Below are 19,385 nucleotides of genomic sequence, written 5' to 3'. Positions count from 1 at the left end.
AGTGAGCGATGCGGATTCTGATGTCGACCTGGGGCTGGCGTTCGCACTTCTACTCCCTGGTGCCGCTCGCCTGGGGGCTGCGGGCCGCGGGGCATGAGGTGCTGGTCGCCAGCCACCCGTCGATGACCGGCGTCATCACCGGCGCCGGGCTCGCCGCGGTGCCCCTGGGCGCGGACGTCGACTTCGCCTCCGTGTTCAGCGGCCGCATCGGAAAGGTGGGCCGGTTCGAGGCGAACGGTGACGACGGTTCCCTCGAACCGCGGATCAGCCCGGACGGCGGTGTGGTCCGGATGGCCGATGCGCTGTTGGACGATTTGGTCGCGTTCGGACGGTCCTATCGGCCGGATCTGGTTGTCTGGGAACCGTTCAACCTTGCGGCCCCGATCGCCGCCGCCGCACTGGGCGTGCCGGGCGTGCTGGCGCTGTGGGGGCCGGACTACACGGTGAGCCTGCGGCTGGACACCGAAGCGGTGGTCGGGCCGCTGGCGAACCGGTTCGGTCTGGCCGCATCCGAGGTCAGCCTGACCGGCACGATGATGCTCGACCCGGTGCCGCCGCCGATGCAGGTGCCGCTCGCCGGCCCGAGCCGGCCGATCCGGTACGTGCCCTACAACGGCACGGCCGTGCTGCCGGCCTGGTTGCACGAACCGCCGGCACGCCCGCGGGTCTGCGTCACCGGCGGCACGGTGGCAGGCCCGGGCCTGTCCGAACGGACGGAACTGACCGAGGTCATCCGGGGGGTGGCCGAACTGGACGTCGAGGTGGTCGTGGCCGTGATGCCGGCCCATCGGGAAACCCTCGGGCCGCTGCCGGACAACGTCCGGGTGCCCGACTCGCCGATCGCGCTGCGCCTGGTGCTGCCCACCTGCGCCGCGTTCGTTCAGCACGGCGGCGCCGGCACGATCATGACCGCACTCGTTTACGGTGTGCCGCAACTGATCCTGCCGCAGATCACCGACGAGCACTTCAACGCCGAGCGGCTCGCCGCGACGGGAGCCGGGACCTGGCTGGACAACCCGGACGCGGCGACCGTGCGCGACACCGTGGGCACGCTGGCCGGCGACGGTCCCTGGCGGGCCGCGGCCGGGCTGATGCGGGACCGGATCCACGCGATGCCGGCGCCCGCCGAGGTGGCCGGATCGCTCGCCGAACTCGTCGAGGCGGAAGGAGCCCGCGCGTGACACGGCCGGAGCCGGCGCCGATCCGATTCCCGCTCACGCCCGCCCCGGCGAGCTACCAGATCTCACCGGACTACGCGCGGCTGCGCGACTCCCACCCGGTGCCCCGGATCGAGCTACCCGACGGGACGGTCGCCTACCTGGCCACCCGGCACGCCGACGTGCGCCGGGTGTTCACCGACCCGCGGTTCAGCCGGGCCGCCGCGTCCGGGCCGGACCGCCCGACCGGAGAGCTCGGCTCGCTGGCCTCCGATTCGCTGCTGGGCATCGATCCGCCGCGGCACACCAGGATGCGGCGGGTGGTCAACAGCGCGTTCACGGCCCGCCGGGTCGAGCGGCTGCGTCCGGTCGTCGCCCGGCTGCTGGACGGGATGATCGACCGGATGGTGGCCGCCGGCCCACCCGTCGACCTGATCACCCACGTCTCCGCGCCGCTGCCGATCTACGTGATCAGCAAGCTCTTCGGGGTGGCCGAGGAGGACCAGGGCCGGGTCAAGGAGTGGTCCGACGCCCTCGTCGCAGACTGGGAGGCCGACCCGGACACTCCTCGGGCCGCCCTCGCCGCCTTCGGCGAGCTGATCGAGCGGCGCCGCGAGCGCCCCGGCGACGACCTGATGAGCGCGCTCATCGCGGCGTGGGACGCCGAGGACGACCTGACCGAGGCCGAGCTGATCTCGGTCACCGCCGGCATCCTGGCCGGGGGCCACGAGTCGACCACCAACCAGATCAACCTGTTCCTCCTTGTCCTGCACCAGAATCCCGACCAGCTCGCCCAGCTGCGTCCGGACGACCCCGTCGCGATGTCCCGCGCGGTGGACGAGCTCACCCGCTACATCCAGTTGGGCGAGAACGGAATTCTCCTGCCCCGGGTCACCACCGAGCAGGTCGAGCTCGGCGGACTCACCCTCCCCGCCGGATCGGCCGTCCTGCCCGCCGTGGTCTCCGCCAACCGCGACCCCGCCGTGTTCGCCGAACCCGACCGGCTCGACCTCACCCGAACCGCCAACCCACACCTCGGTTTCGGCGCCGGCCCGCACTACTGCATCGGCGCCGCCCTCGCCCAGATGGAGCTCGAAGAGGCCCTCGGCGCCCTGCTCCGCCGCCTGCCCGGCCTGCGCCCCGCCGTCCCCGAGGCGGAGCTCCGCTTCAAACCCGGTCTCGTCGTCCGCAGCCTCGAAACGCTGCCCGTGACCTGGGATACCTGACCACGCCGGCTAACCGGATACCTGACCCGGAGTCACCCGGGTAGGCGCGGCGGGGTTGAAGGCGGCCTCGATGGCCACCTCTTCCACACCGCGCAGCAGGGTTTCGACCTGCTCGGTGGTGAAGACGGCCATGTCCCAGACGAGTTGCAGGTACACGGTCTCGGGATGGTTCTCGACGTTGATGAAGGCCTGCTCGGGCAGGTGGTCGACGGTTCCGTCCCACACCAGGAAGGTCTCCCCCAGCTTCGCCCGGATCATCTCCGGGGTCACGGCGGCGCCCTGGGCCACCTCCTCGGACGGCGGGCGGGTGGTCAGCCTGCGGTCGTTGTACCGGCAGGTTATCCGCGCCGGGTGACCGCGCTCGGCGTCGAGGCGGGCGGTCAGCTCGTCGAGCTGGTCCGGGTCGTAGTAGCCGTGCAGCCAGGCGACCATCGCGGCCTGGCGGGTCCGGGCGACCACGTCGTCGACGGTGCCGCCGAGGTCCAGAGTGAGCACGGAGTCCTGGCCGAGCGGGCCGATGACCTCGGCGAAGCCCGGCCGGAACCGGTTGCTCACGATGACGTTCGTGGTCAGCGGGTCGATGCCGGTGGCCCGCCCGATCGCGATGGCGATCACCGCGAGCAGCACCCGCGAGGTGTCCGTGCGGGTCCGCTCGGCGATGGCGAGCACGGCCAGGTACGCCGCGGGCGAGTTGAACCGCCCGTGCCAGAAGCGCTCGCCGAGCCGGCCGGGATAGCGGGGCTCGCCGAACGTCTTCGGCGGCAGCGATCGCAGGTGCCCCGCCCAGTAACGCATGGCGCGCTCACTGACCCGGCGGGCCTGGGGCGTCTGCTCCCGCCGGGCCAGTTCGAGGGTTCCGATCGCGTCCCCGTCCACCTTGCGCCCGGCCAGCTCTCCGATTCCGAGGTCCGACATGAACAGCAGGGTGCCGGTGCCGTCGGCGACCACGCTGTTGACCGCGAGCACCATGTACACCGCGGCATCTCGGTGCCGCATCACCGCCATGCGCAGCAACCACGGTGTGTGCGGAGCGAGCGGGGTCATCAGCCATTCGCGCCACAGGGTGTTGCCGTAGTCGATGGGCGCGCGGGGGTCCACGTCGTCGGCGAACGTCGCCACCTCGAGGTCGATCTCGCCGGAGGCGCAGATCACCTGGCACGGCCTGCCGTCCGCGTCGGTCGCCAACCGCATCCGCAGCACCGGAAACCTGCTCATCAGCACACCGAGGCGGTGCGCCAGGTCCTCGACGGTGGCGCCCTCGGGCACCGGATGCGCCCCGCTGTTGTTGTGCGGCCAGCCGGTCGCCCGCATGTCCTGCAGGATCGCCTTCTGCCCCCAGGTCAGCGGCGCGGTGCCGGCGCCGGGCCCGGAGAAGGCGACCGGGATCCGCTCGACGACGGGCTCGGTCATGACGCCGGGCCGAGGATGAGGCTGACGTTGTGGCCGCCGAAACCGAACGAGTTGGACATGACCGCGCCGACCCTGGCCGGCAGCGGTTCCTTGCGGACGTGGTTGAGGTCGCAGGCCGGGTCCGGGTCGTCCAGGTTGTAGGTCGGCGGCAGCAGTCCGTTGCGCAGCACCATGATGCTGATCGCGGCCTCCACCATGCCGGAGACGCCGAGCAGGTGTCCTGTCACCCCCTTCGTCGAGCTGACCGGCGGCATGCCGTCGCCGAACACGCTCCTGATCGCCTTGGCCTCGGCGGCGTCACCGGCCTTCGTGCTCGTGCCGTGGGCGTTGAGGTAGCCGATGTCGCCCGTGGACAGGCCGGCGTCCCGCAGCGCGAGGCGCATGCTCTCGGCCGCGCTGGAGCCGTCCGGCCGGGGCGTGGTCGGGTGGTACGCGTCGCTCGTCGCCGCCCAGCCGAGCACCTCGGCGTGCACCCGCGCGCCCCGCGCCCGCGCGAACCCGGGTCGCTCCACCACGAACACGCCGGCCCCTTCGCCGAGCACCAAACCGTTGCGCCGCCGGTCGAACGGGCGACTCGCGACGGTGGGGTCGGACCAGCCCCGGGCCAGGGCGAGCGCGTTGCCGAACGCGTCGGCGAAGGTCGGGAACAGCGGCGCCTCGGTGCAGCCGCACACCACCACGTCGGCGTCCCCCGCCCGCAGGATGCGCATCGCCTCGCCGACCGACTGCCCGCCGGCCGCACACGCCGTGCCGACCGAAGAGGTGTACCCGCGCACGCCGAACCTGATCGCGATCCGGGCCGCCGCCATGTTCGGCAGCGTGCCGGGCAGCATGAACGGGCTGACGCCCAACCGGCCCCGCCGCGATCGCTCGACCGCCTGGCCGGCGAGCGTCCCCAGGCCGCCGACGCCGGAGAGCACGACCGCGACCCGGTACGGGTCGACGTCCCGGCCGACCTCGATCCCCGCGTCCGCCAAGGCATCCCCGGCGGCCCGCACGGCCAGCACGATCGACCGGTCCACGATCCGCGCGTCCTTGGCCGGGATCACGCTCTCCGGGTCGATGGCCGGGCCGATCGCGGCCACGTCGACGACGCCGTGCAGCGCGTGGTCCGCGGGCGGTCGCACCAGCCCGGACCGTCCCTCGCACACCGCGTCGAACACCTCGGTGACCGCACCGCCGACCGCGCTCACCAGCCCGATCCCGGTCACCGCAACGTTTTCGCGCACCGACGTGGTCACATCGCCGAGGCGGCCTGCGCCCGGTGTTCCACCGCGACACAGAACTCGCCGACGGTCATGGCGGCGAACGTCTCCGCCTCGTCCTCGTCGAACCGCACCCCGTACCGGTCCTCCACCCGCATCGCGAGTTCGGCGAGGGCGAGCGACTCCAGGTCGACCCCGGCCGGGCCGAGCACCGTGCCGTCGTCGATGTCCTCGGTGCTGTACTTCATCTCCGTCAGCGACTCGAGCAGGAACTGGCGGATCTCGTCGACCATGGCGGACGCTCCCTTTCCCCGACCGATCAACGAAATCCTTTTCCATCGGATCGGGACCGTCAAGCTCCATTCTTCGCGGGCGCGGGCTATGGACCGCGATCAGTGTCGCCAGCAGAATGTGTCCGTGGCGCCGGCGATGCTCGACCTAGTGACGCATGATGACGCGTCGCCGCGCTCGCCGGCCGTCAAACTGACCGGCGGCCGGACGCTGACCTACGGCGACCTGGCCAAACGCCTCGCAGACGGGCAACGGTCGCTGCGCCACGACAGCAAGGCGCTGGTGCTGTGCCCGGGCGACCGGGACCTGCCGACCCTGCTGGCCTACCTCGCCGGACTGCGGCTCGGCCACACGGTCGCGTTTCTTCCGGCGTCCACCGAAATTATCGATGCCTACCAACCCGAGTTCGTCGTGCCGACGCGCGGCGCCGAAAACGGCCTGACCGGCCTCGGTTACCGCCCCGGCGAAGAGGTGGCCGACGGCGTCCCGGTGTTCCGGCGCGCCGCGTCCGCGCCGGAAGGCGACATCCACGCCGACACCGCCCTGCTGCTGGCCACCTCGGGAACCACGGGCAGTCCCAAGGCGGTGCGGCTGTCCTACGCGGGGCTCGCCGGCAACACGGCCGCCATCATCGAGGCACTGGGCATCACCGCCGCGGAATGCGCGCCGACCACCTTGCCGATCACCCACGCCTACGGGCTTTCGGTGCTCAACACCCACCTGCTGGCGGGCGCGAGCGTGGTGCTGAGCGACCGGTCACCGCTGTCGCTGGCGATGTGGGACCACCTGACCCGGGCCGGCGCGACCTCACTGGCCGCGGTGCCCACCACCTACTCGGCGTTCGGCCCCACCCACATCAACCTGTTGGCCCACACGAACATCCGCACAATGACGCAGTCCGGCGCGCGTCTGGACGAGGAGCTGACCATGCGCCTGGTGCGCATGATGGAGCAACGGCGGGGCCGGTTCTTCGTGATGTACGGCCAGACCGAGGCGACCGCGCGGATCGCCTGCCTCGACCCGGCCGACCTGCCCGCCCGGCTCGGGTCGGTCGGGACCGCGGTCCCGGGTGCGACGATCACGATCGGACCGTCGAGCGCACACCACCGGGCCCGGCCCGGGGAGGGCGCCGTCCACTACCGCGGGCCCGGCGTCATGCTCGGCTACGCCACCGGCCGCGCGGACCTGTGCCGGGGCGCCGAAGTGGACGTCCTGGACACCGGCGACCTCGGGTACCTGCGCGACGGATACCTGTACCTGACCGGACGAACCAAGCGCATCGTCAAGGTGCTCGGCGTCCGAACCAGCCTGGACGACCTGGAGCGCATGGTGGACCGGCCGGGCCAGCCCGCGGCGGTGATCTGCGGCGACGACGACGTGGTGTATCTGGTCGGCGCGGGCGATCCCGCCGTGCACGAGGAGCAGCGCCGGCAACTGGCCGAGACGCTCGGGGTGCCGAGCCGGCACGTGGTCTTCCGGTCCGTCGACCGGCTTCCCCAGACACCTGGCGGAAAGGTCGACTACCGGACACTGGCGACGGTCATGGAAACGCGCGGGAGGTCGGACGGTGGAGTTGACGGACTGGCAACCCCTGTCCGACCGGGGACCTGACCTTGTGCTGTGTCTGGACTTCCCGGGCGGGCGGGCCGAGGCCGGCTTCGCGGAACTGGCGGCCGCGGTGCCGGTGGACGCGTGCTTCCTCCACATCGGACACTCCGGGTTCGCCGGGGTCGAGTCGCTGGACACCGGCGTAGCCCGCTGGGTGGCGCAGGCCAGGTCGACCGGCCGGCCGGTCCGCGCGGTGCTGGGATACTGCGCCGGAGCCGCCCTGGCCACCGGTGTGGCCGACGCGGTCGCCGCGACCGGACCGCCGCCCGTGGTGCTGCTCTTCGACGCCGTGGCAACGGCCGGCGGTTCGCTGTGCGGTGAGTTCATCGCCGCGGTCGAGTCGTCGGCCGGGCACCTGACCGCCGACGAGTTGGACGGCGCCCGGCTGCTCGCGGAGGAACTGCTCGAGTCGCGTCCGGACGACCTGCCCGGCCTCGCCGCCGAGCTGCGTGACCGGTACGACCGGCTGATGGGCGCGGTCGCACAACGGCTGTCCCTCAACGAGTTCTTCCGCCAGGAGCTCACCAGGGGGTTCACCGCGTACCTGGACTACCTGCTGCTGGCCAGCCAGGGCCGGTTCGAGCTGCGCGACGCAACCCCGCTGTTCCTGTCCTCGAAGGACCATGAGCCGCCGGCGGACGGCGTCCGGAACATTTCGCTCGATGCCGGCCACACCGAACTTCTGCGTGACGCCGAGGTGCACAAGCTCGTCGCCGGTCTGCTGAGAGGAGAACAACAGTGGTGAGGCTGTCCGAGATTTCCGAGGTGCTGACGGCATATCCCGGGGTCGGCCGCGCCGAGACCGCCACCGTGCGGCACGACGGGCAGGACGTCACCATCGCGGTCGTCGAGACCAGCGAGTACCTGAGCGGGCCGTTGCTCCGCAACCACGTCCGGCAGCGGCTGGGCGCGGACGGCGGGCTGGCCGGAGTGCTCATCGTGGAACGCATTCCGATGTCCGGCGACGCGGTCGACCTCGCGTACGTCGCCGCGGCCGTCGCGGACGGCCGGTGCACGCTGTTCGAGGATCCGCGCGACGAGGTCGAGCGCCGGGTGGCGGCGATCTGGTCGGCGCAGATGGAGGTCCGCTCCATCGGCGCCAACGACGACTTCCTGGAGCTCGGTGGCGATTCGCTCTCGGCGCTCGCGATCATCGCCGCCATCGAGACGGAGTTCGACCGGTCGCTGGACGTGTACGAGTTCATGAGCGCGTCGAGTGTCCGGCGGCTGGCCGAGATCCTCCGGTAGCGATGATCCGTTCCGTTCGCCAGCGCATCTCGGACACCGGCAGCGCCGTGCCCGACCAGCCGGCCCTGGTCGGCTTCGACGCCGACCTGGCCGAGCAGGCCCTGTCCTGGCGGGAGTTGGCCGGCCTGGTCGAGACCGGGGCGGGCATCGTGCGCGCGGAGCTCGCGGGGCGCGACCGGCCGTGCGTCGTCGTGCCGGCCGGCAACACCCTGGCCGCGGCCACCGGCATCGCGACCGCGCTCGCCGCCGAGGTCCCGGTCTTCCCGATGAACCCGGCGACCCCGCCGGCCGAACGGGACATCCTGCTCGGCCTGCTCGGCCAGCGGTTCAGCCACGTCTACCTGATGGCGGAGGACCACCGGCCGCACCGGGTGGACCAACCGGCCGGGTCCGCGCCGGCCGGCGCCGGCGCCGTCGGCTACCTGCTGGCCACCGGCGGGAGCACCGGCATCCCCCGAATCTCCGCGCGGCCGGGGCCGATCCGCTACGACCCGGCCCGGACCCCGTCGATGGTGATCAGGCAGACCGGCTGGCGCACCGGGCAGCGGCAACTCATCGTCGGGCCGCTGTACCACGCAGCCCCGTTCACCGCTTTCCTGGATGCCCTGCTGGACAGCAACACCGTCGTCCTGCAGCCCCTCTTCTCTCCACAGTGGACGGTCGAGCTGGTGCGGCGGTACGCCGTCGAGTGGATGCAGCTCACCCCGACCCACATGCGTGAGATCCTGCGGCTCGCGCGGCCGGATCCGGAGAGTTTCGCCGGCCTGCGGGCGATGCTGCACACCGCCGCCCGGTGCGACCCGGACACCAAGCGCGGCTGGATCGACCTGCTCGGCCCGCACCGGGTGTACGAACTGTACGGCGCGACCGAGGGAATCGGCGTGACCCTGGTGCGCGGCGACGAGTGGCTGGCCCGCCCGGGAACGGTCGGCCGCGGCTTCCTCACCCAGATCCGCGTCCTGGACGGCGCCGGCCGGCCGGTCGCGCCGGGCACCTCCGGCACGGTCTACCTGCGCACGCCGCACCGGATCGGCCGGTCCGACTACGTCGACGACCGGTCCATCCGCACCACCCCGGACGGGTTCGCCACCGTCGGCGACCGCGGCCGGCTCGACCGGGACGGCTACCTGTTCCTCGAACCCCGCGACCACGACACCATCAACGTCGGCGGGGAGAAGGTCGACCCGAACGAGGTCGAGGCGGCACTCCTGGACCACCCCGGGGTGCTCGACGCGGTGGCCATGGCCGTTCCACACCAGACACTCGGCTCGGTGGTCGGCGCGCAGGTCGTGCTGCGCCCCGAGACCACGCTGCGCAAGGCGGAACTGGCCGCGCACTGCGGGCGCCGGCTGGCCGGTTACAAGATCCCGAAACAGTTCACGTTCGTCGACCGGATCCCTCGGTCGGCGGCCGGAAAGCTCCAACGCTGGCGACTCGACCCGAACCACGAAGGCGGTGCACCGCGCGATGAACCCAGCCGTTGACGACGCGACCGGCACCGGCTACCTCCACCCGCGAAACCCGGTGGAGCTCTGGCTGGCCCGGCAGTGGCAGGAGGTCCTCGGGTTCGGGGTCGGGATCCGGGAGAACTTCTTCGAGATAGGCGGAAACTCGCTGGACGCCGCCCGGATCATCAACGCCGTCCTGGAGGAGTTCGGCGTCCAGCTCCCGTTGAACGTGATGACCGAGAACCCGACCGTCGAGGCGCTCGCCGACCGGCTCGGTGCGCTGAACGAGCGGCTTTCCGGTCCCCTGCAGCAGATTCAACGCGGCGACGGGAGCCTGCCCGCGCTGTTCCTGGTCCATCCGGCCAGCGGTCAGGTCGGCTCGTACAGCGCCCTCGCCCACGAGCTGGGCGAGGAGTTCACCGTGTTCGGGCTGCAGGCCGCCGGCCTGTACACCGGCGCCGAGCCGGTCCGCACGGTGCCGGCCATGGCGCGCGCCTACCTCGAGGCGGTGCGGGCGGTCCAGCCCACCGGTCCCTACCTGCTCGGCGGCTGCGACACCGGCGCGGCGATCGCCTACGAGATGGCCACCCGACTCGGTCCGGCCGAGGTGCGCCTGCTGGCCGCGATCGACGCCGGACTCGTGCCGCAGGACGAACCGGCCGACGCCGCCGGGGTGTGGCAGGCCAACCGGGACGCCGTCCGGGACTGGCGACCGGAGCCGTACCCCGGCACGCTGGACGTCCTCGGCAGTGGGTCCACTGTGGACTGGCCGGCGACCGTGCGGGTGCACGACTGCACGGCGGACGGGCGGCCGCTGGCGGTCGTTCTCCGTGAGCTGATCGGCGACCCGGCGTGAGCACCCCCACCGGCACCCGCCGGCGGCGAACCCAGCTGACCCCGCTGCGCACCGTCGCGGTCGAGTTCACCGGCACGCGCGCTGCCGAGGGTCCGCTCACCCTGGGACAGCTCAACATCCAACGGTGGCTGATCCGCACCCCGGACCACTACCTGGCCTACGTCTTCGGCGAGCTCGAGGTGCCCGCCGGGTGTTCGGTCGACGGCGTGGCCGGGGCGCTGGCCGTGCTGCTCGGCCGGCACGAAAGCCTTCGCACCACCTACCTGCACGACGAGCCCCCTCGGCAGGTCGTCGCCGGCTCCGGCGTGCTCACGCTGGAAGTCTGCTCGCTCGGGGAGGGCCAGTGGGGACCGCGCGACCGGCCCGCCGTGGCCGAGGCGCTCATCCGGTGGCTGCGCGGATCGCCGGCCCCGCCGGGACTTCCGCTGCGGGTGGCGGTGGCGCTCGGCCCCGGCGAGCGGGTCATCGCCTGCGCCGCCGGCATCTCGCACATGGCCGTGGACCACCAGGCACTGGAGATCGTCAGGCAGGAGTTCGCCGAACTGGTGCGCGACCCGGCCGCGCGGACCGGCGAACCCCGCCACCAGCCGCTGGACCAGGCGGAGGCGGAGGCCACCCCGGCGGCGCGGCTGCGCGCCGAGCAGGCGTTGCGGTACATGCTGGACCAGACGCGGCGCCTGCCCCGGTGCCTGTACGCGCTGCCGGGCGCCCGGCCGACCGGCGAGTCGCTGGCGGTGGAACTGTCGTCCGGGGCGGCCGCGATCGCGATGGGCCGGGTGGCGGCGCGCACCCGGGCCAGCCGGTCCAGCATCGTGCTCGCCGCGATCTGCGCCGTGCTCGCCCGCCGGCTCGGTTACCGGGAGCTGACCTTTCCGCTGATCTCGAGCAACCGGTTCGAGCGCCGCCTGGCCCGCTACGTCGGACCGCTGGCCCAGGGCGCCCTCGTGACCGTGGACGTCGGCGAGCGCGACTTCGACGCGCTGGTCCGGCAGACCTGGACCGCGGTGATCGAGGCCAGCCGGCACAGCGGGTACGACGCGGCTCAGCGGGCCGATGCCGACCAGGAGATCGAACACGAGCGCGGCCTGCGGTTCATGTACGACCCGCTGTTCAACAGCCTCGTCGCCGAGTCCCGGTCCGCGCTCGCCGCCGGCGTCCGGCGTGACCCCGCGCAGGTGCCGCCGACCGAACTGCGGTGGCGACCGGTGCCGCGCAACGGAACCCTCGTGCGGTTCGGCCTCAACCAGGTGGACGGCCTGCTCAAGCTGGACCTGTGGAGCACCGACACCGGCCAGGTGCCCCGCACCGAGATGGAGTCGCTGCTGCTGGCCGTGGAACGCCTGCTGGTCGCCGCCGCCGACGGTGATCTCGACGCCGCCCGGATCGGTGCGACGATCGCCCTGGAACCCGTGTCCCGCGGACCGGACTGGATCCTGCTCGACTCCTGCTGGGTCGATGTGGCGCAGGTGCAACAGTTGCTCGATGCGGCCCTCGCCCCCGCGGTCGCGCGGATCTTCGCATCGGCCGGCGGCGAGCCCCTGGTCGCCTACCTGACCGCCACCGAGTCGGTCCGCACCCCCGAACAGGCCCACGCCCGGTGCCTGGCCGTCCTCGACGAGTTCCCCGTCGCCCTGACCCCGCGCCACTACGTCATCTGCGCGACCGCCCCACCCGACCCGGCCGACGCCACCGCCTGGCCCCCACCGCTGGCCACCGGCACCGGCCGGCCATAGCCATCCGCTCAGCCGCAGTCGATGTCCTGCACCACGGCGTTGTCCAGGCGCCGGACGTAGGCGCCGCCGCCGGCGGCGGCACTCCTCCGGCAGGCTCCGTCCTTGCCGGCGAACGGTCCGTAGTAGACGGCGTAGACGTCATGACCGTACTGGTCACGTCCGCGCAGCGCGGGGCAACCGGTGGAGGGGACGTGCAGATAGTTCGCTCCGGGGTGGGCGTCGAGCGACGCCTGGACTTCGCGCTGGTAGCGCTCGGGGTCGACCGCGGAGCCGACGACGACGATGTACCCCTCGCAGGCCGGCCTGGACAGCGGGACGGAGACCGAAAGATCCGCCGCCGGCGCCGTGGTCGCGGCGGTCGGGGTGGCGGTGGTCGGGGTCGTGACCGGCGTGGAGGCCGGGCCCGGGGACCTGCCGGCGGTCGAGTCGGGTAGCAGGAACAGTGCCACCGCCGCGGCCAGTGCGACCACCGCCAGCGCGACGGTGCCGGCCAGCCACCAGCGGCCGGACCGCGCGGGCGGCGTCGGGCGGGGATCAGGAATGGGCCGGGTCGGCGTGGGCCCGGGCGGCGGCTGGGCCAGGGCGTGCCGGGCGGCCGCGGACAGCGCCGCGGCGCTGGGGAACCGGTCTTCGGGACGTTTGGCCATGCCGGTGGCGATGACGCGGTCGAAGTCGGGCGGCAGGCCGGGCCGGATCGCCGTCGGTTTCGGCGGGTCCAGATGCCCATGGGCGTGGATGAGGGCCAGCGTGTCGCGGTCGGGAAACGGTGTGCTGCCGGTCAGGCACTGGAACAGCAGGCAGGCCAGGGAGTAGACGTCCACCCGGTGGTCCTGTGGCCCGGATGTGAAGCGTTCCGGCGCCATGTGGGCGAGTGAGCCGATCGGCGTGCCGGTCGCCGTGATGTCGGCGTTTCCGGTCACCGAACGGGCGATGCCGAAATCGACGAGGTAGGCGAACCCGTGGGCGTCGAGGAGCACGTTCGAGGGTTTGACGTCGCGGTGCACGAGCCCTTCGGCGTGGGCGGCGTCGAGGGCGCCGGCAACCTGGCTGATCACGTCCACGGCGGCGGCCGGGTCCAACGGACCGCGGGCGGCCAGTATCGCGCCCAGGTCGTCGCCTTCGACCAGGCGCATGTCGAGGTACAGGCGGCCATCGATCTCGTCGAAGTCGTGAATCGGGATGACGTGCGGTTCCCGCAGGCGTGCCGCGGCCCGCGCCTCCCGCATGAAACGCCGCCGGTACTCGTCGTTGGCGGCGAGGTGTTCGGCGAGCAGCTTGACCGCGACCACCCGGTCGTGCCGGGTGTCATAGGCGCGATAAACCTCACCCATCCCCCCACGGCCGAGCAACTCCTCCATCCGATAACGGCCGAACTGCCACGCCACCTGCCGCACTCCCTGCCTGAGTCCGCACCACGCGGAAATCCCGTGGCCGCTCGCGATCCTATGACCGGAGCAGAGACCGGTCGGCAGGGAAAAGGTCGATCAGTCCAGTTGGGCGACGGTGATCACGACGTTGCCGATCTTCTGGCCGGTCTCCACATACCGGTAGGCGTCGACGATCCGGTCCAGCGGATACCGCCGGTCGATGACCGGCGTGAAGTCCCCGGACTCGATCAGATCTCGCAGGTGGCCGACGATGGCCTGGTTGTCGTGCGGGTAGGGGAACTTCACCTTCCTGCCCCGCAGCAACGGGGTGACCAGGGCCAGCAGGAGGTTCTGCGCCCACGGCCCGAGTTCCGCGGACAGGTAGACCCCACCGGGTTTGAGCAGTCGCCGGCAGCGACCGAAGGTGCTCTTGCCCACCGTGTCGAACACCGCGTCGTAGGTCTGCTCGTCCTCGGTGAAGTCTCCTACCGTGTAGTCGACCACCCGGTCCGCGCCCAGGTCCTTCACCAGCGCCAGGTTCTCCGTCGCGCACACCGCGGTCACGGTGACGCCGAGACTCTTCAGCAACTGCACGGCCGCCGAGCCGATCCCGCCGGTAGCGCCGTAGACGAGGACGTCCTGTCCGGCCCGGGTCCCGGCGTGCCGGATGCAGGCCAGCGCGTAGTGCGCCCCCTCGGTTCCGGGAGCGGCCTGCTCGAAGGTCACGCCCGCCGGCATGGTCGCGATCGAGCCGTCCTGCGGCACCGACAGGTACTCGGCATGCGCGCCGAACGCGCCCTCGCTGTACCCGAACACCCGCTCGCCGACCGTGAAGGACGTGACAGCGCGGCCGACCGCCTCGACCTCCCCGGCGAACTCGGTGCCCATGATCGTGCGCCGGGGCCGGGTGATGCCGGTGAGCAGCCGCGCGAAGAAGGGCCTGGCCGCCCGGTAGGCACAGTCGGTCCGGTTCACCGTCGTCGCGTGCACCCGGACGAGCACGTCGGAGTCCCCGACCGGCGGCCGGTCCACCTCACGGATCGACACGACCTCCGGCGGGCCGTACCTGGTGTGCACCGCGGCCTTCATCGCAGCCCCTCCCCGCGCTCGACCTTACCGCGTAAGGTAATCATACGCTGTAAGGTCAAGGCAAGGGTGAGGAGGGTCCAGTGGCAACGAAGGCATCCCGCACACCGCTCAGCCGACAGCGGGTCCTGGCGGCGGCCGTCGTCCTGGCGGACACCGAGGGCATCCCCGCGCTGACGATGCGCCGGCTCGCCGCCGACCTCGATGTCGAGGCCATGTCGCTCTACTACCACCTGCCTGGCAAGGAGGCACTGCTCGACGGCCTCGCCGAGGCCGTGCTCGCCGAGATCACCGCGGCGGCCGACCACGCCGACGCCCAGGGCGGCTGGCGGGTGCGGTTGCGCCGGCGGTTTCTCGCCGCGCGCGCGGTCATGCTGCGTCATCCGTGGGCGCCCGGGTTGCTGCACTCGCGCAGAACCGTTCCGGCGGGCATGTACGCCTACTGCGACGGGATAGTCGGCACGCTCCTCGGCGCCGGGTTCTCCCATCACCTCGCCCACCGGGCACTGCACGCGCTGGGCAGCCTGCCGCTGGGGTTCGCCCAGGAGGTCTTCAGCCCGGAACCGGCGGGCGCGAGCATCGCGGACGAGACCGACCTGGCCGCGATGGCCGCGACCCTGCCGCACCTGGCGGCCATGGTGGCGGCCGAAGTCCACGACGTCACCGACCCGACCCTCGGCTGGTGCGACAGCCAGACCGAGTTCGAGTTCACCCTCGACCTGCTCCTCGACGGCCTCGAACGCCTGCACCGGACCGGGTGAGCCCGGCGCGGCGGTCACCGGTGCGTTCGCAGCTCGATGACGGAGCGGAACTCGACCGGATGGACCGCGATGACGGTCAGCCCGGCGGCGGCGGCGAGCTCGGCGATGTCGTCCAGGCCGCGCTCCCGGCCACGAAAGTAGGCGAGCATGCGGAGATCCATGGCGGTGCGCGCCGATTTTCCGCCCTGGCTCTGGGTTTGCTCGATCAGGATCACCTTGCCGTTGCTGCCGGCCGCGGTGGCGCACCGGCGCAGGATCGCGAGCGCGGCGTCGTCGTCCCAGTCATGGATCACGGAGGACAGCACGTAGCCGCCGGCGCCGGGTGGCAGCGGCCGGAAGAAGCTGCCGGTGACGACCTCCGTGCGGTCGGCCACTCCGGCCGCGGCGAAGGCCGCCCGCGCCCTGGTCGCCGGTGCGTCCAGCTCGACCAGGGTCGCGCGCAGACCGGGATACCTGGTGAGCAGCGCGACCAGCAGTGATCCGTTGCCTCCGCCGACATCCACGACCGTCCCCAACGCACCCCAGTCGTAGGCCGCCGCGACGGCCGGGTGGCCGATCTCCTGCGAGCTCATCAGCGCGTCGAAGGATGCGGACAGCTCCGGGTCGGCCGCCAGTTCCTCCCAGAACGTCCGCCCGTAACGCTTCGCGAAGGCCGGCCGGCCGGTCCGCACCGTGTGCAGGAGCTCGACCAGACACAGGTCGGCGTGGCCGGTCGCGCCGTCGAGATCCAGCCAGGCCCGGACGTCCCGGGAGTCGTCCCCGCGCAGCACTTCGCCCAAACCGGTCAGGCCGAAACCGTCCCCATCCTGCCGAACGAGAAATCCCGCCATCACCAGGTGACCGAGCACGCGTCCCAGGGCGTCCTCGTCGCTGTCGGTGACCTTCGCCAGTGCCGCGCAGGTTCGGGCGCCGTCGGCGATGTGGTCGGCGAGGCGCAAGGTCGCGGCCACCCGGATCACCATGGGGGTGAGCAGATCCGCCGCCATGCGCACCCGAGCCTCCAGGCCGGGGTCGTGCGCCATCGTGACTCCCCCTCAGCTCGGAGGTCCCTCAACCCTAGGAGAAGCCTCAGGCACACAACGGAAATGCCGGCAACCCCGCGACCCGTCCTCGACCAGGACCGGAGTCGCCAGGGGCATTCCGAGTGGGTACCCACGTATCAGGCGGGCGTCTTGGCCCTCCGACCCAGTGCCGGCAACGGAACTGGAGACGCCATGACTACCTTCCTGGGTCAGCCGTGTGAGAACGGGGTCGATCCGTCGATGGTCGCAGCGCTGGCGGCGGTCGAGGAGAACCTGCGGGAACTCCACCGCGCCGCCGGTGTCGAGAGCCCGTTCGAACAGTGGGCCGGGATCCACGAGCCGCACAAGGGAATCTATCCCGGCGGGCACCACGCGGCGGGGATCGCGGTCGACCTGAACTACACCACCAATCCCTATGTGGCCACCCGCACCGTGCACACGTTCGGCGGCGAGCGTGGCTCGGCGGTCGCCGTGCGGCGCGCGGCGGTGGAGGTCTACGACCGCGCCGTCGCGTTCACGTTCAGCGAGACCGACACCTCCGACACAAGCTGCCGGATACACGACAGCATCGGGGACATCTACGACCACTTCCAGGTGGCCTCGGACTGCCTGGTCTACTACCTCGGCGCCGCCTTCTCCGCCGACCCGCGCAGGGTCGACCGGCGGCCCGTTCCCGGTGTGGCGGAACTGGCCGACGGCGACCCCGCCTTCGACGTGTTCGGCGCGGAGCTTCCCGGCGGTCTCGCGGCCGCCGACGCCGTCATCGCCGCGCTGGACGGGCAGATGTCCAGCGACGGCTGGCGCGAGGCCCATCCGAACTGGCCGTACACCCCGGCCCAGCAGTACTGGCAACTGTTGCGGGACTTCGAGTTGGTCCGCACGCCGATGGTGTTCGGCAGCCCGGCGGACGTCCGGTCCACCCGCAACCCGGCGCGCGGCTTCCTCGACCTACGCCGCGAGGTGGTCCTCGCGCTGGTGGAGGTCGGCGGCATGCGTTGGGGCGCATGCGACTTCGGGCCGGACGAGAGTGGCGACATCATGCATTTCGATCTTGGATGGTGATCCTGTGTCCGATGAAGACTTCGACGCCGAGGCCGCGCTCGACGGCAAACTCGCGCAACTGCTGGCGATCGGGTTCGACCCCGGTGCGGCCACCGGTCCGACCACCTACTCGGGTGCGGGCGCCTGGCGCGGCCACGAGTTCGCCACCCTGTGCGCGCATCCGCGGTTCGGCGCGCACGAGGTGCACGGCCTGATCGGCGCCCACTACCTCGACACGCTCGGCGGACCCGCCGGTTCCTGGGGATTCCCGCTCTCCGACGAGTATCCCGACGGCGCGGGCCGGACGAGCGATTTCGAGGGCGGCTCGCTGTACTGGACGGCCGAGGACGGCGTGCTGGAGATCTACGCGACGCCGGGGCAGCCGATCCCGCCGGAGGTCGACTGGACCACCGTCGGCGGATCCCAACGCCTCGCCTACGCGGTGCGGGTTCTGGTCGACAACTACGGATATCCGGCCAACGGCGCCGCGGGCATCGTGGGCAACCTCTGGGCGGAGTCCGGCGTGCTGCCCAGCCGCATCGAGGGGAGCGCCGCCAGCACCCCGATGCGCGCCAAGGGATTCGACGACCGCACACACGACTTCTCCGCCGCGGACATCATGAACCGCGACCGGGCGGCGCGGACCGGACCCGCGCTGCCCGGGGTCGGCCTGGCCCAGTGGACCAGCGGCGCCCGGCGGGCCGGGCTGTTCACCCACGCCTACAACGGAACCGTGCTCGGCCCGGACGTGCTGTCCAGCATGGATGCCCAACTGGACTACCTGTCCGGCGAGCTGGCCGGCAGCTATCCCGGCGTGCACGCGGTCGTCGCCGACCCCGCCGTGAGCGTGCCGGACGCCTGCGACGACGTCGTCTACCGCTTCGAAGTGCCCGGCGCGATCCTCGACGGCGGAACGAAACTGCCCCGGGACGACCCGCGCGTCCAAGCCGTCTTCCAGCAACGCCGCTCGTTCGCCGACCGCGCGCTGCGCGAGTACCGGTTGGAGGGATGATGGCCGGAAACCTATGGGAAGGCCGGGCACTCGCCCCGGACGCCATCGCGTCGACCGCGAGCGGGGACATCTGGCTGTCGCCGGCGCTGATCGCCGTCGTCCCGGCCGACGACGCCTGGTTGGGGCTGCGCGAACTGCACTTCGCCGCGATCGGCGAGGTGGGTCACAAGTTCCAGACCGACGCGGGCGCCCTGCTTCCGGACGAGGCGCAGGCGGCCTACAGTTCCGCCGTCGCCGCCGTCCTCGGCCAGATCGGTGCGACAGATCCGGCCGCGGGCGACCGGTTGCTCGAGTCCCTCTGTGGCGCCGCCGGCCTGTACGAGGGGTTCGACGGGCTCGAGGGCCCGGCGTTGTCGGCCCTGCTCTCCGCCGGGCGTGCAGGTGAACCCTCGCAGGCGATGGAGGAGTTCCATTGGCTGCTTTCCGGTATGGGAATGCCGGAGGTTCCCGGCGGCGGCTACGCGAGCACGGCCCTGCTCAACCCGCAGACGAGGGACCTGGGGCTGCTGGACGGCGGCCGGCTCGGACAGTTGGGCAACCATCCGTCGACGGAGCAGTTGTGGCACCACGTCGAGGACCTCGCCCGGGACGGTGTGTCGAGCGCGCTCGGCGCGTTGGGACTCAACCCCAGGGCGGCGAAGGACGCCGGCGCCGCGATCACCGCCGCGGCCGAGGGTGCGGCCCTCGGGGCGAACCTGGGCGGCCTGCTCGGTCCGGCCGGCAGCCTCATGGGGGGCATCGTCGGGGGGCTCATCGCGTTCTTCGGCGAGCTGTTCGGCGATGACGAGGCGCAGCAGCGCAGCGCGGCCCGCGATGTCGCCTCCGGCGACCGGGTTCCGGTGCACAGCGACCTTCCGCTCGAGAAGGACGGTCAGCGGACTGTCGTGTCCCAGACGGTGACCACGACGACGACC

Annotated in this window: 18 protein-coding genes; 12 read left to right on the top strand and 6 right to left on the bottom strand. The window is 72.1% G+C overall.

Going from position 1 to position 19,385, the window contains the following annotated elements:
- The first annotated feature begins 8 nt into the window (after positions 1-8).
- Positions 9-1,181, top strand: a complete 1,173-nt coding sequence (locus VFO68_RS27430; RefSeq protein ID WP_325161287.1) for a nucleotide disphospho-sugar-binding domain-containing protein — start codon at positions 9-11, stop codon at positions 1,179-1,181.
- A complete protein-coding gene (locus tag VFO68_RS27425) occupies positions 1,178-2,383 on the top strand; it encodes a cytochrome P450 (protein WP_325161286.1) in 1,206 nt (401 codons plus the stop codon). The genes VFO68_RS27430 and VFO68_RS27425 overlap by 4 nt, the downstream gene beginning before the upstream one ends.
- Before the next feature lie 9 nt (positions 2,384-2,392).
- Here VFO68_RS27425 and VFO68_RS27420 read toward each other — a convergent pair whose 3' ends face one another.
- From VFO68_RS27420 to VFO68_RS27410, 3 genes are read right to left on the bottom strand one after another with little or no spacing between them, the layout of a single operon-like run.
- Positions 2,393-3,793: a condensation domain-containing protein gene (locus tag VFO68_RS27420; RefSeq protein WP_325161285.1), complete on the bottom strand. Its 1,401-nt coding sequence runs from the start codon at positions 3,791-3,793 to the stop codon at positions 2,393-2,395.
- Entirely contained in the window at positions 3,790-5,022 is a 1,233-nt protein-coding gene (locus tag VFO68_RS27415) for a beta-ketoacyl-[acyl-carrier-protein] synthase family protein (RefSeq protein WP_325161284.1), read from the bottom strand. The genes VFO68_RS27420 and VFO68_RS27415 overlap by 4 nt, the downstream gene beginning before the upstream one ends.
- Before the next feature lie 8 nt (positions 5,023-5,030).
- Positions 5,031-5,291 carry an acyl carrier protein gene (locus tag VFO68_RS27410; protein ID WP_325161283.1) on the bottom strand — a complete coding sequence of 87 codons (261 nt, stop codon included), beginning with the start codon at positions 5,289-5,291 and terminating at the stop codon, positions 5,031-5,033.
- Between the two features lie 148 nt (positions 5,292-5,439).
- Between VFO68_RS27410 and VFO68_RS27405 the strand changes: the two genes are divergently transcribed.
- Genes VFO68_RS27405 through VFO68_RS27380 form a run of 6 tightly spaced genes read left to right on the top strand, consistent with a single transcriptional unit; the run spans position 5,440 to position 12,182 of the window.
- Entirely contained in the window at positions 5,440-6,900 is a 1,461-nt protein-coding gene (locus VFO68_RS27405) for an AMP-binding protein (RefSeq protein ID WP_325161282.1), read from the top strand.
- Complete coding sequence (locus tag VFO68_RS27400; RefSeq protein ID WP_325161281.1) at positions 6,857-7,642, top strand: hypothetical protein; 786 nt, start codon at positions 6,857-6,859, stop codon at positions 7,640-7,642. The genes VFO68_RS27405 and VFO68_RS27400 overlap by 44 nt, the downstream gene beginning before the upstream one ends.
- Entirely contained in the window at positions 7,636-8,145 is a 510-nt protein-coding gene (locus VFO68_RS27395; RefSeq protein ID WP_325161280.1) for a phosphopantetheine-binding protein, read from the top strand. Before VFO68_RS27400 ends, VFO68_RS27395 begins: the two co-directional genes overlap by 7 nt.
- Before the next feature lie 2 nt (positions 8,146-8,147).
- The gene (locus VFO68_RS27390) at positions 8,148-9,629 is read left to right on the top strand and encodes an AMP-binding protein (RefSeq protein WP_325161279.1); all 1,482 of its coding nucleotides are present in this window, start codon (positions 8,148-8,150) and stop codon (positions 9,627-9,629) included.
- Complete coding sequence (locus VFO68_RS27385; RefSeq protein ID WP_325161278.1) at positions 9,613-10,449, top strand: thioesterase domain-containing protein; 837 nt, start codon at positions 9,613-9,615, stop codon at positions 10,447-10,449. The genes VFO68_RS27390 and VFO68_RS27385 overlap by 17 nt, the downstream gene beginning before the upstream one ends.
- Positions 10,446-12,182, top strand: a complete 1,737-nt coding sequence (locus VFO68_RS27380; RefSeq protein ID WP_325161277.1) for a condensation domain-containing protein — start codon at positions 10,446-10,448, stop codon at positions 12,180-12,182. The genes VFO68_RS27385 and VFO68_RS27380 overlap by 4 nt, the downstream gene beginning before the upstream one ends.
- Before the next feature lie 8 nt (positions 12,183-12,190).
- Here VFO68_RS27380 and VFO68_RS27375 read toward each other — a convergent pair whose 3' ends face one another.
- Both VFO68_RS27375 and VFO68_RS27370 read right to left on the bottom strand, forming a co-directional pair.
- Complete coding sequence (locus VFO68_RS27375; protein WP_325161276.1) at positions 12,191-13,567, bottom strand: serine/threonine-protein kinase; 1,377 nt, start codon at positions 13,565-13,567, stop codon at positions 12,191-12,193.
- A 99-nt stretch (positions 13,568-13,666) separates the two neighbouring features.
- A complete protein-coding gene (locus tag VFO68_RS27370; RefSeq protein ID WP_325161275.1) occupies positions 13,667-14,638 on the bottom strand; it encodes an NAD(P)-dependent alcohol dehydrogenase in 972 nt (323 codons plus the stop codon).
- A gap of 80 nt (positions 14,639-14,718) precedes the next feature.
- Between VFO68_RS27370 and VFO68_RS27365 the strand changes: the two genes are divergently transcribed.
- The gene (locus tag VFO68_RS27365) at positions 14,719-15,396 is read left to right on the top strand and encodes a TetR/AcrR family transcriptional regulator (RefSeq protein ID WP_325161274.1); all 678 of its coding nucleotides are present in this window, start codon (positions 14,719-14,721) and stop codon (positions 15,394-15,396) included.
- Positions 15,397-15,410: 14 nt separating this feature from the next.
- On the opposite strand, the gene VFO68_RS27360 is transcribed toward VFO68_RS27365, so the two are convergent.
- The gene (locus VFO68_RS27360) at positions 15,411-16,418 is read right to left on the bottom strand and encodes a methyltransferase (protein ID WP_325161273.1); all 1,008 of its coding nucleotides are present in this window, start codon (positions 16,416-16,418) and stop codon (positions 15,411-15,413) included.
- Positions 16,419-16,610: 192 nt separating this feature from the next.
- On the opposite strand from VFO68_RS27360, the gene VFO68_RS27355 reads away from it, so the two are divergent.
- From VFO68_RS27355 to VFO68_RS27345, 3 genes are all read left to right on the top strand, one after another.
- The gene (locus VFO68_RS27355) at positions 16,611-17,480 is read left to right on the top strand and encodes a hypothetical protein (protein ID WP_325161272.1); all 870 of its coding nucleotides are present in this window, start codon (positions 16,611-16,613) and stop codon (positions 17,478-17,480) included.
- Positions 17,481-17,484: 4 nt separating this feature from the next.
- A complete protein-coding gene (locus tag VFO68_RS27350) occupies positions 17,485-18,471 on the top strand; it encodes a phage tail tip lysozyme (RefSeq protein ID WP_325161271.1) in 987 nt (328 codons plus the stop codon).
- Positions 18,471-19,385: hypothetical protein (locus VFO68_RS27345; protein WP_414635589.1), on the top strand; the 915-nt coding region annotated here is incomplete at its 3' end. The genes VFO68_RS27350 and VFO68_RS27345, both read left to right, overlap by 1 nt.

This window comes from Actinophytocola sp., from assembly GCF_035712165.1.
Taxonomy (GTDB): domain Bacteria; phylum Actinomycetota; class Actinomycetes; order Mycobacteriales; family Pseudonocardiaceae; genus DASYTH01.
Note: the sequence above shows the minus strand (reverse complement) of the source record. Positions and strands in the feature narration are given on the sequence as shown.

Coding starts and splice junctions, on each gene's coding strand:
- VFO68_RS27385 (WP_325161278.1), top strand. CDS start 9,613: ATGAACCCAGCCGTTGACGACGCGACCGGCACCGGCTACCTCCACCCG.
- VFO68_RS27370 (WP_325161275.1), bottom strand. CDS start 14,638: ATGAAGGCCGCGGTGCACACCAGGTACGGCCCGCCGGAGGTCGTGTCG.
- VFO68_RS27420 (WP_325161285.1), bottom strand. CDS start 3,793: ATGACCGAGCCCGTCGTCGAGCGGATCCCGGTCGCCTTCTCCGGGCCC.
- VFO68_RS27410 (WP_325161283.1), bottom strand. CDS start 5,291: ATGGTCGACGAGATCCGCCAGTTCCTGCTCGAGTCGCTGACGGAGATG.
- VFO68_RS27430 (WP_325161287.1), top strand. CDS start 9: ATGCGGATTCTGATGTCGACCTGGGGCTGGCGTTCGCACTTCTACTCC.
- VFO68_RS27390 (WP_325161279.1), top strand. CDS start 8,148: ATGATCCGTTCCGTTCGCCAGCGCATCTCGGACACCGGCAGCGCCGTG.
- VFO68_RS27360 (WP_325161273.1), bottom strand. CDS start 16,418: ATGGCGCACGACCCCGGCCTGGAGGCTCGGGTGCGCATGGCGGCGGAT.
- VFO68_RS27355 (WP_325161272.1), top strand. CDS start 16,611: ATGACTACCTTCCTGGGTCAGCCGTGTGAGAACGGGGTCGATCCGTCG.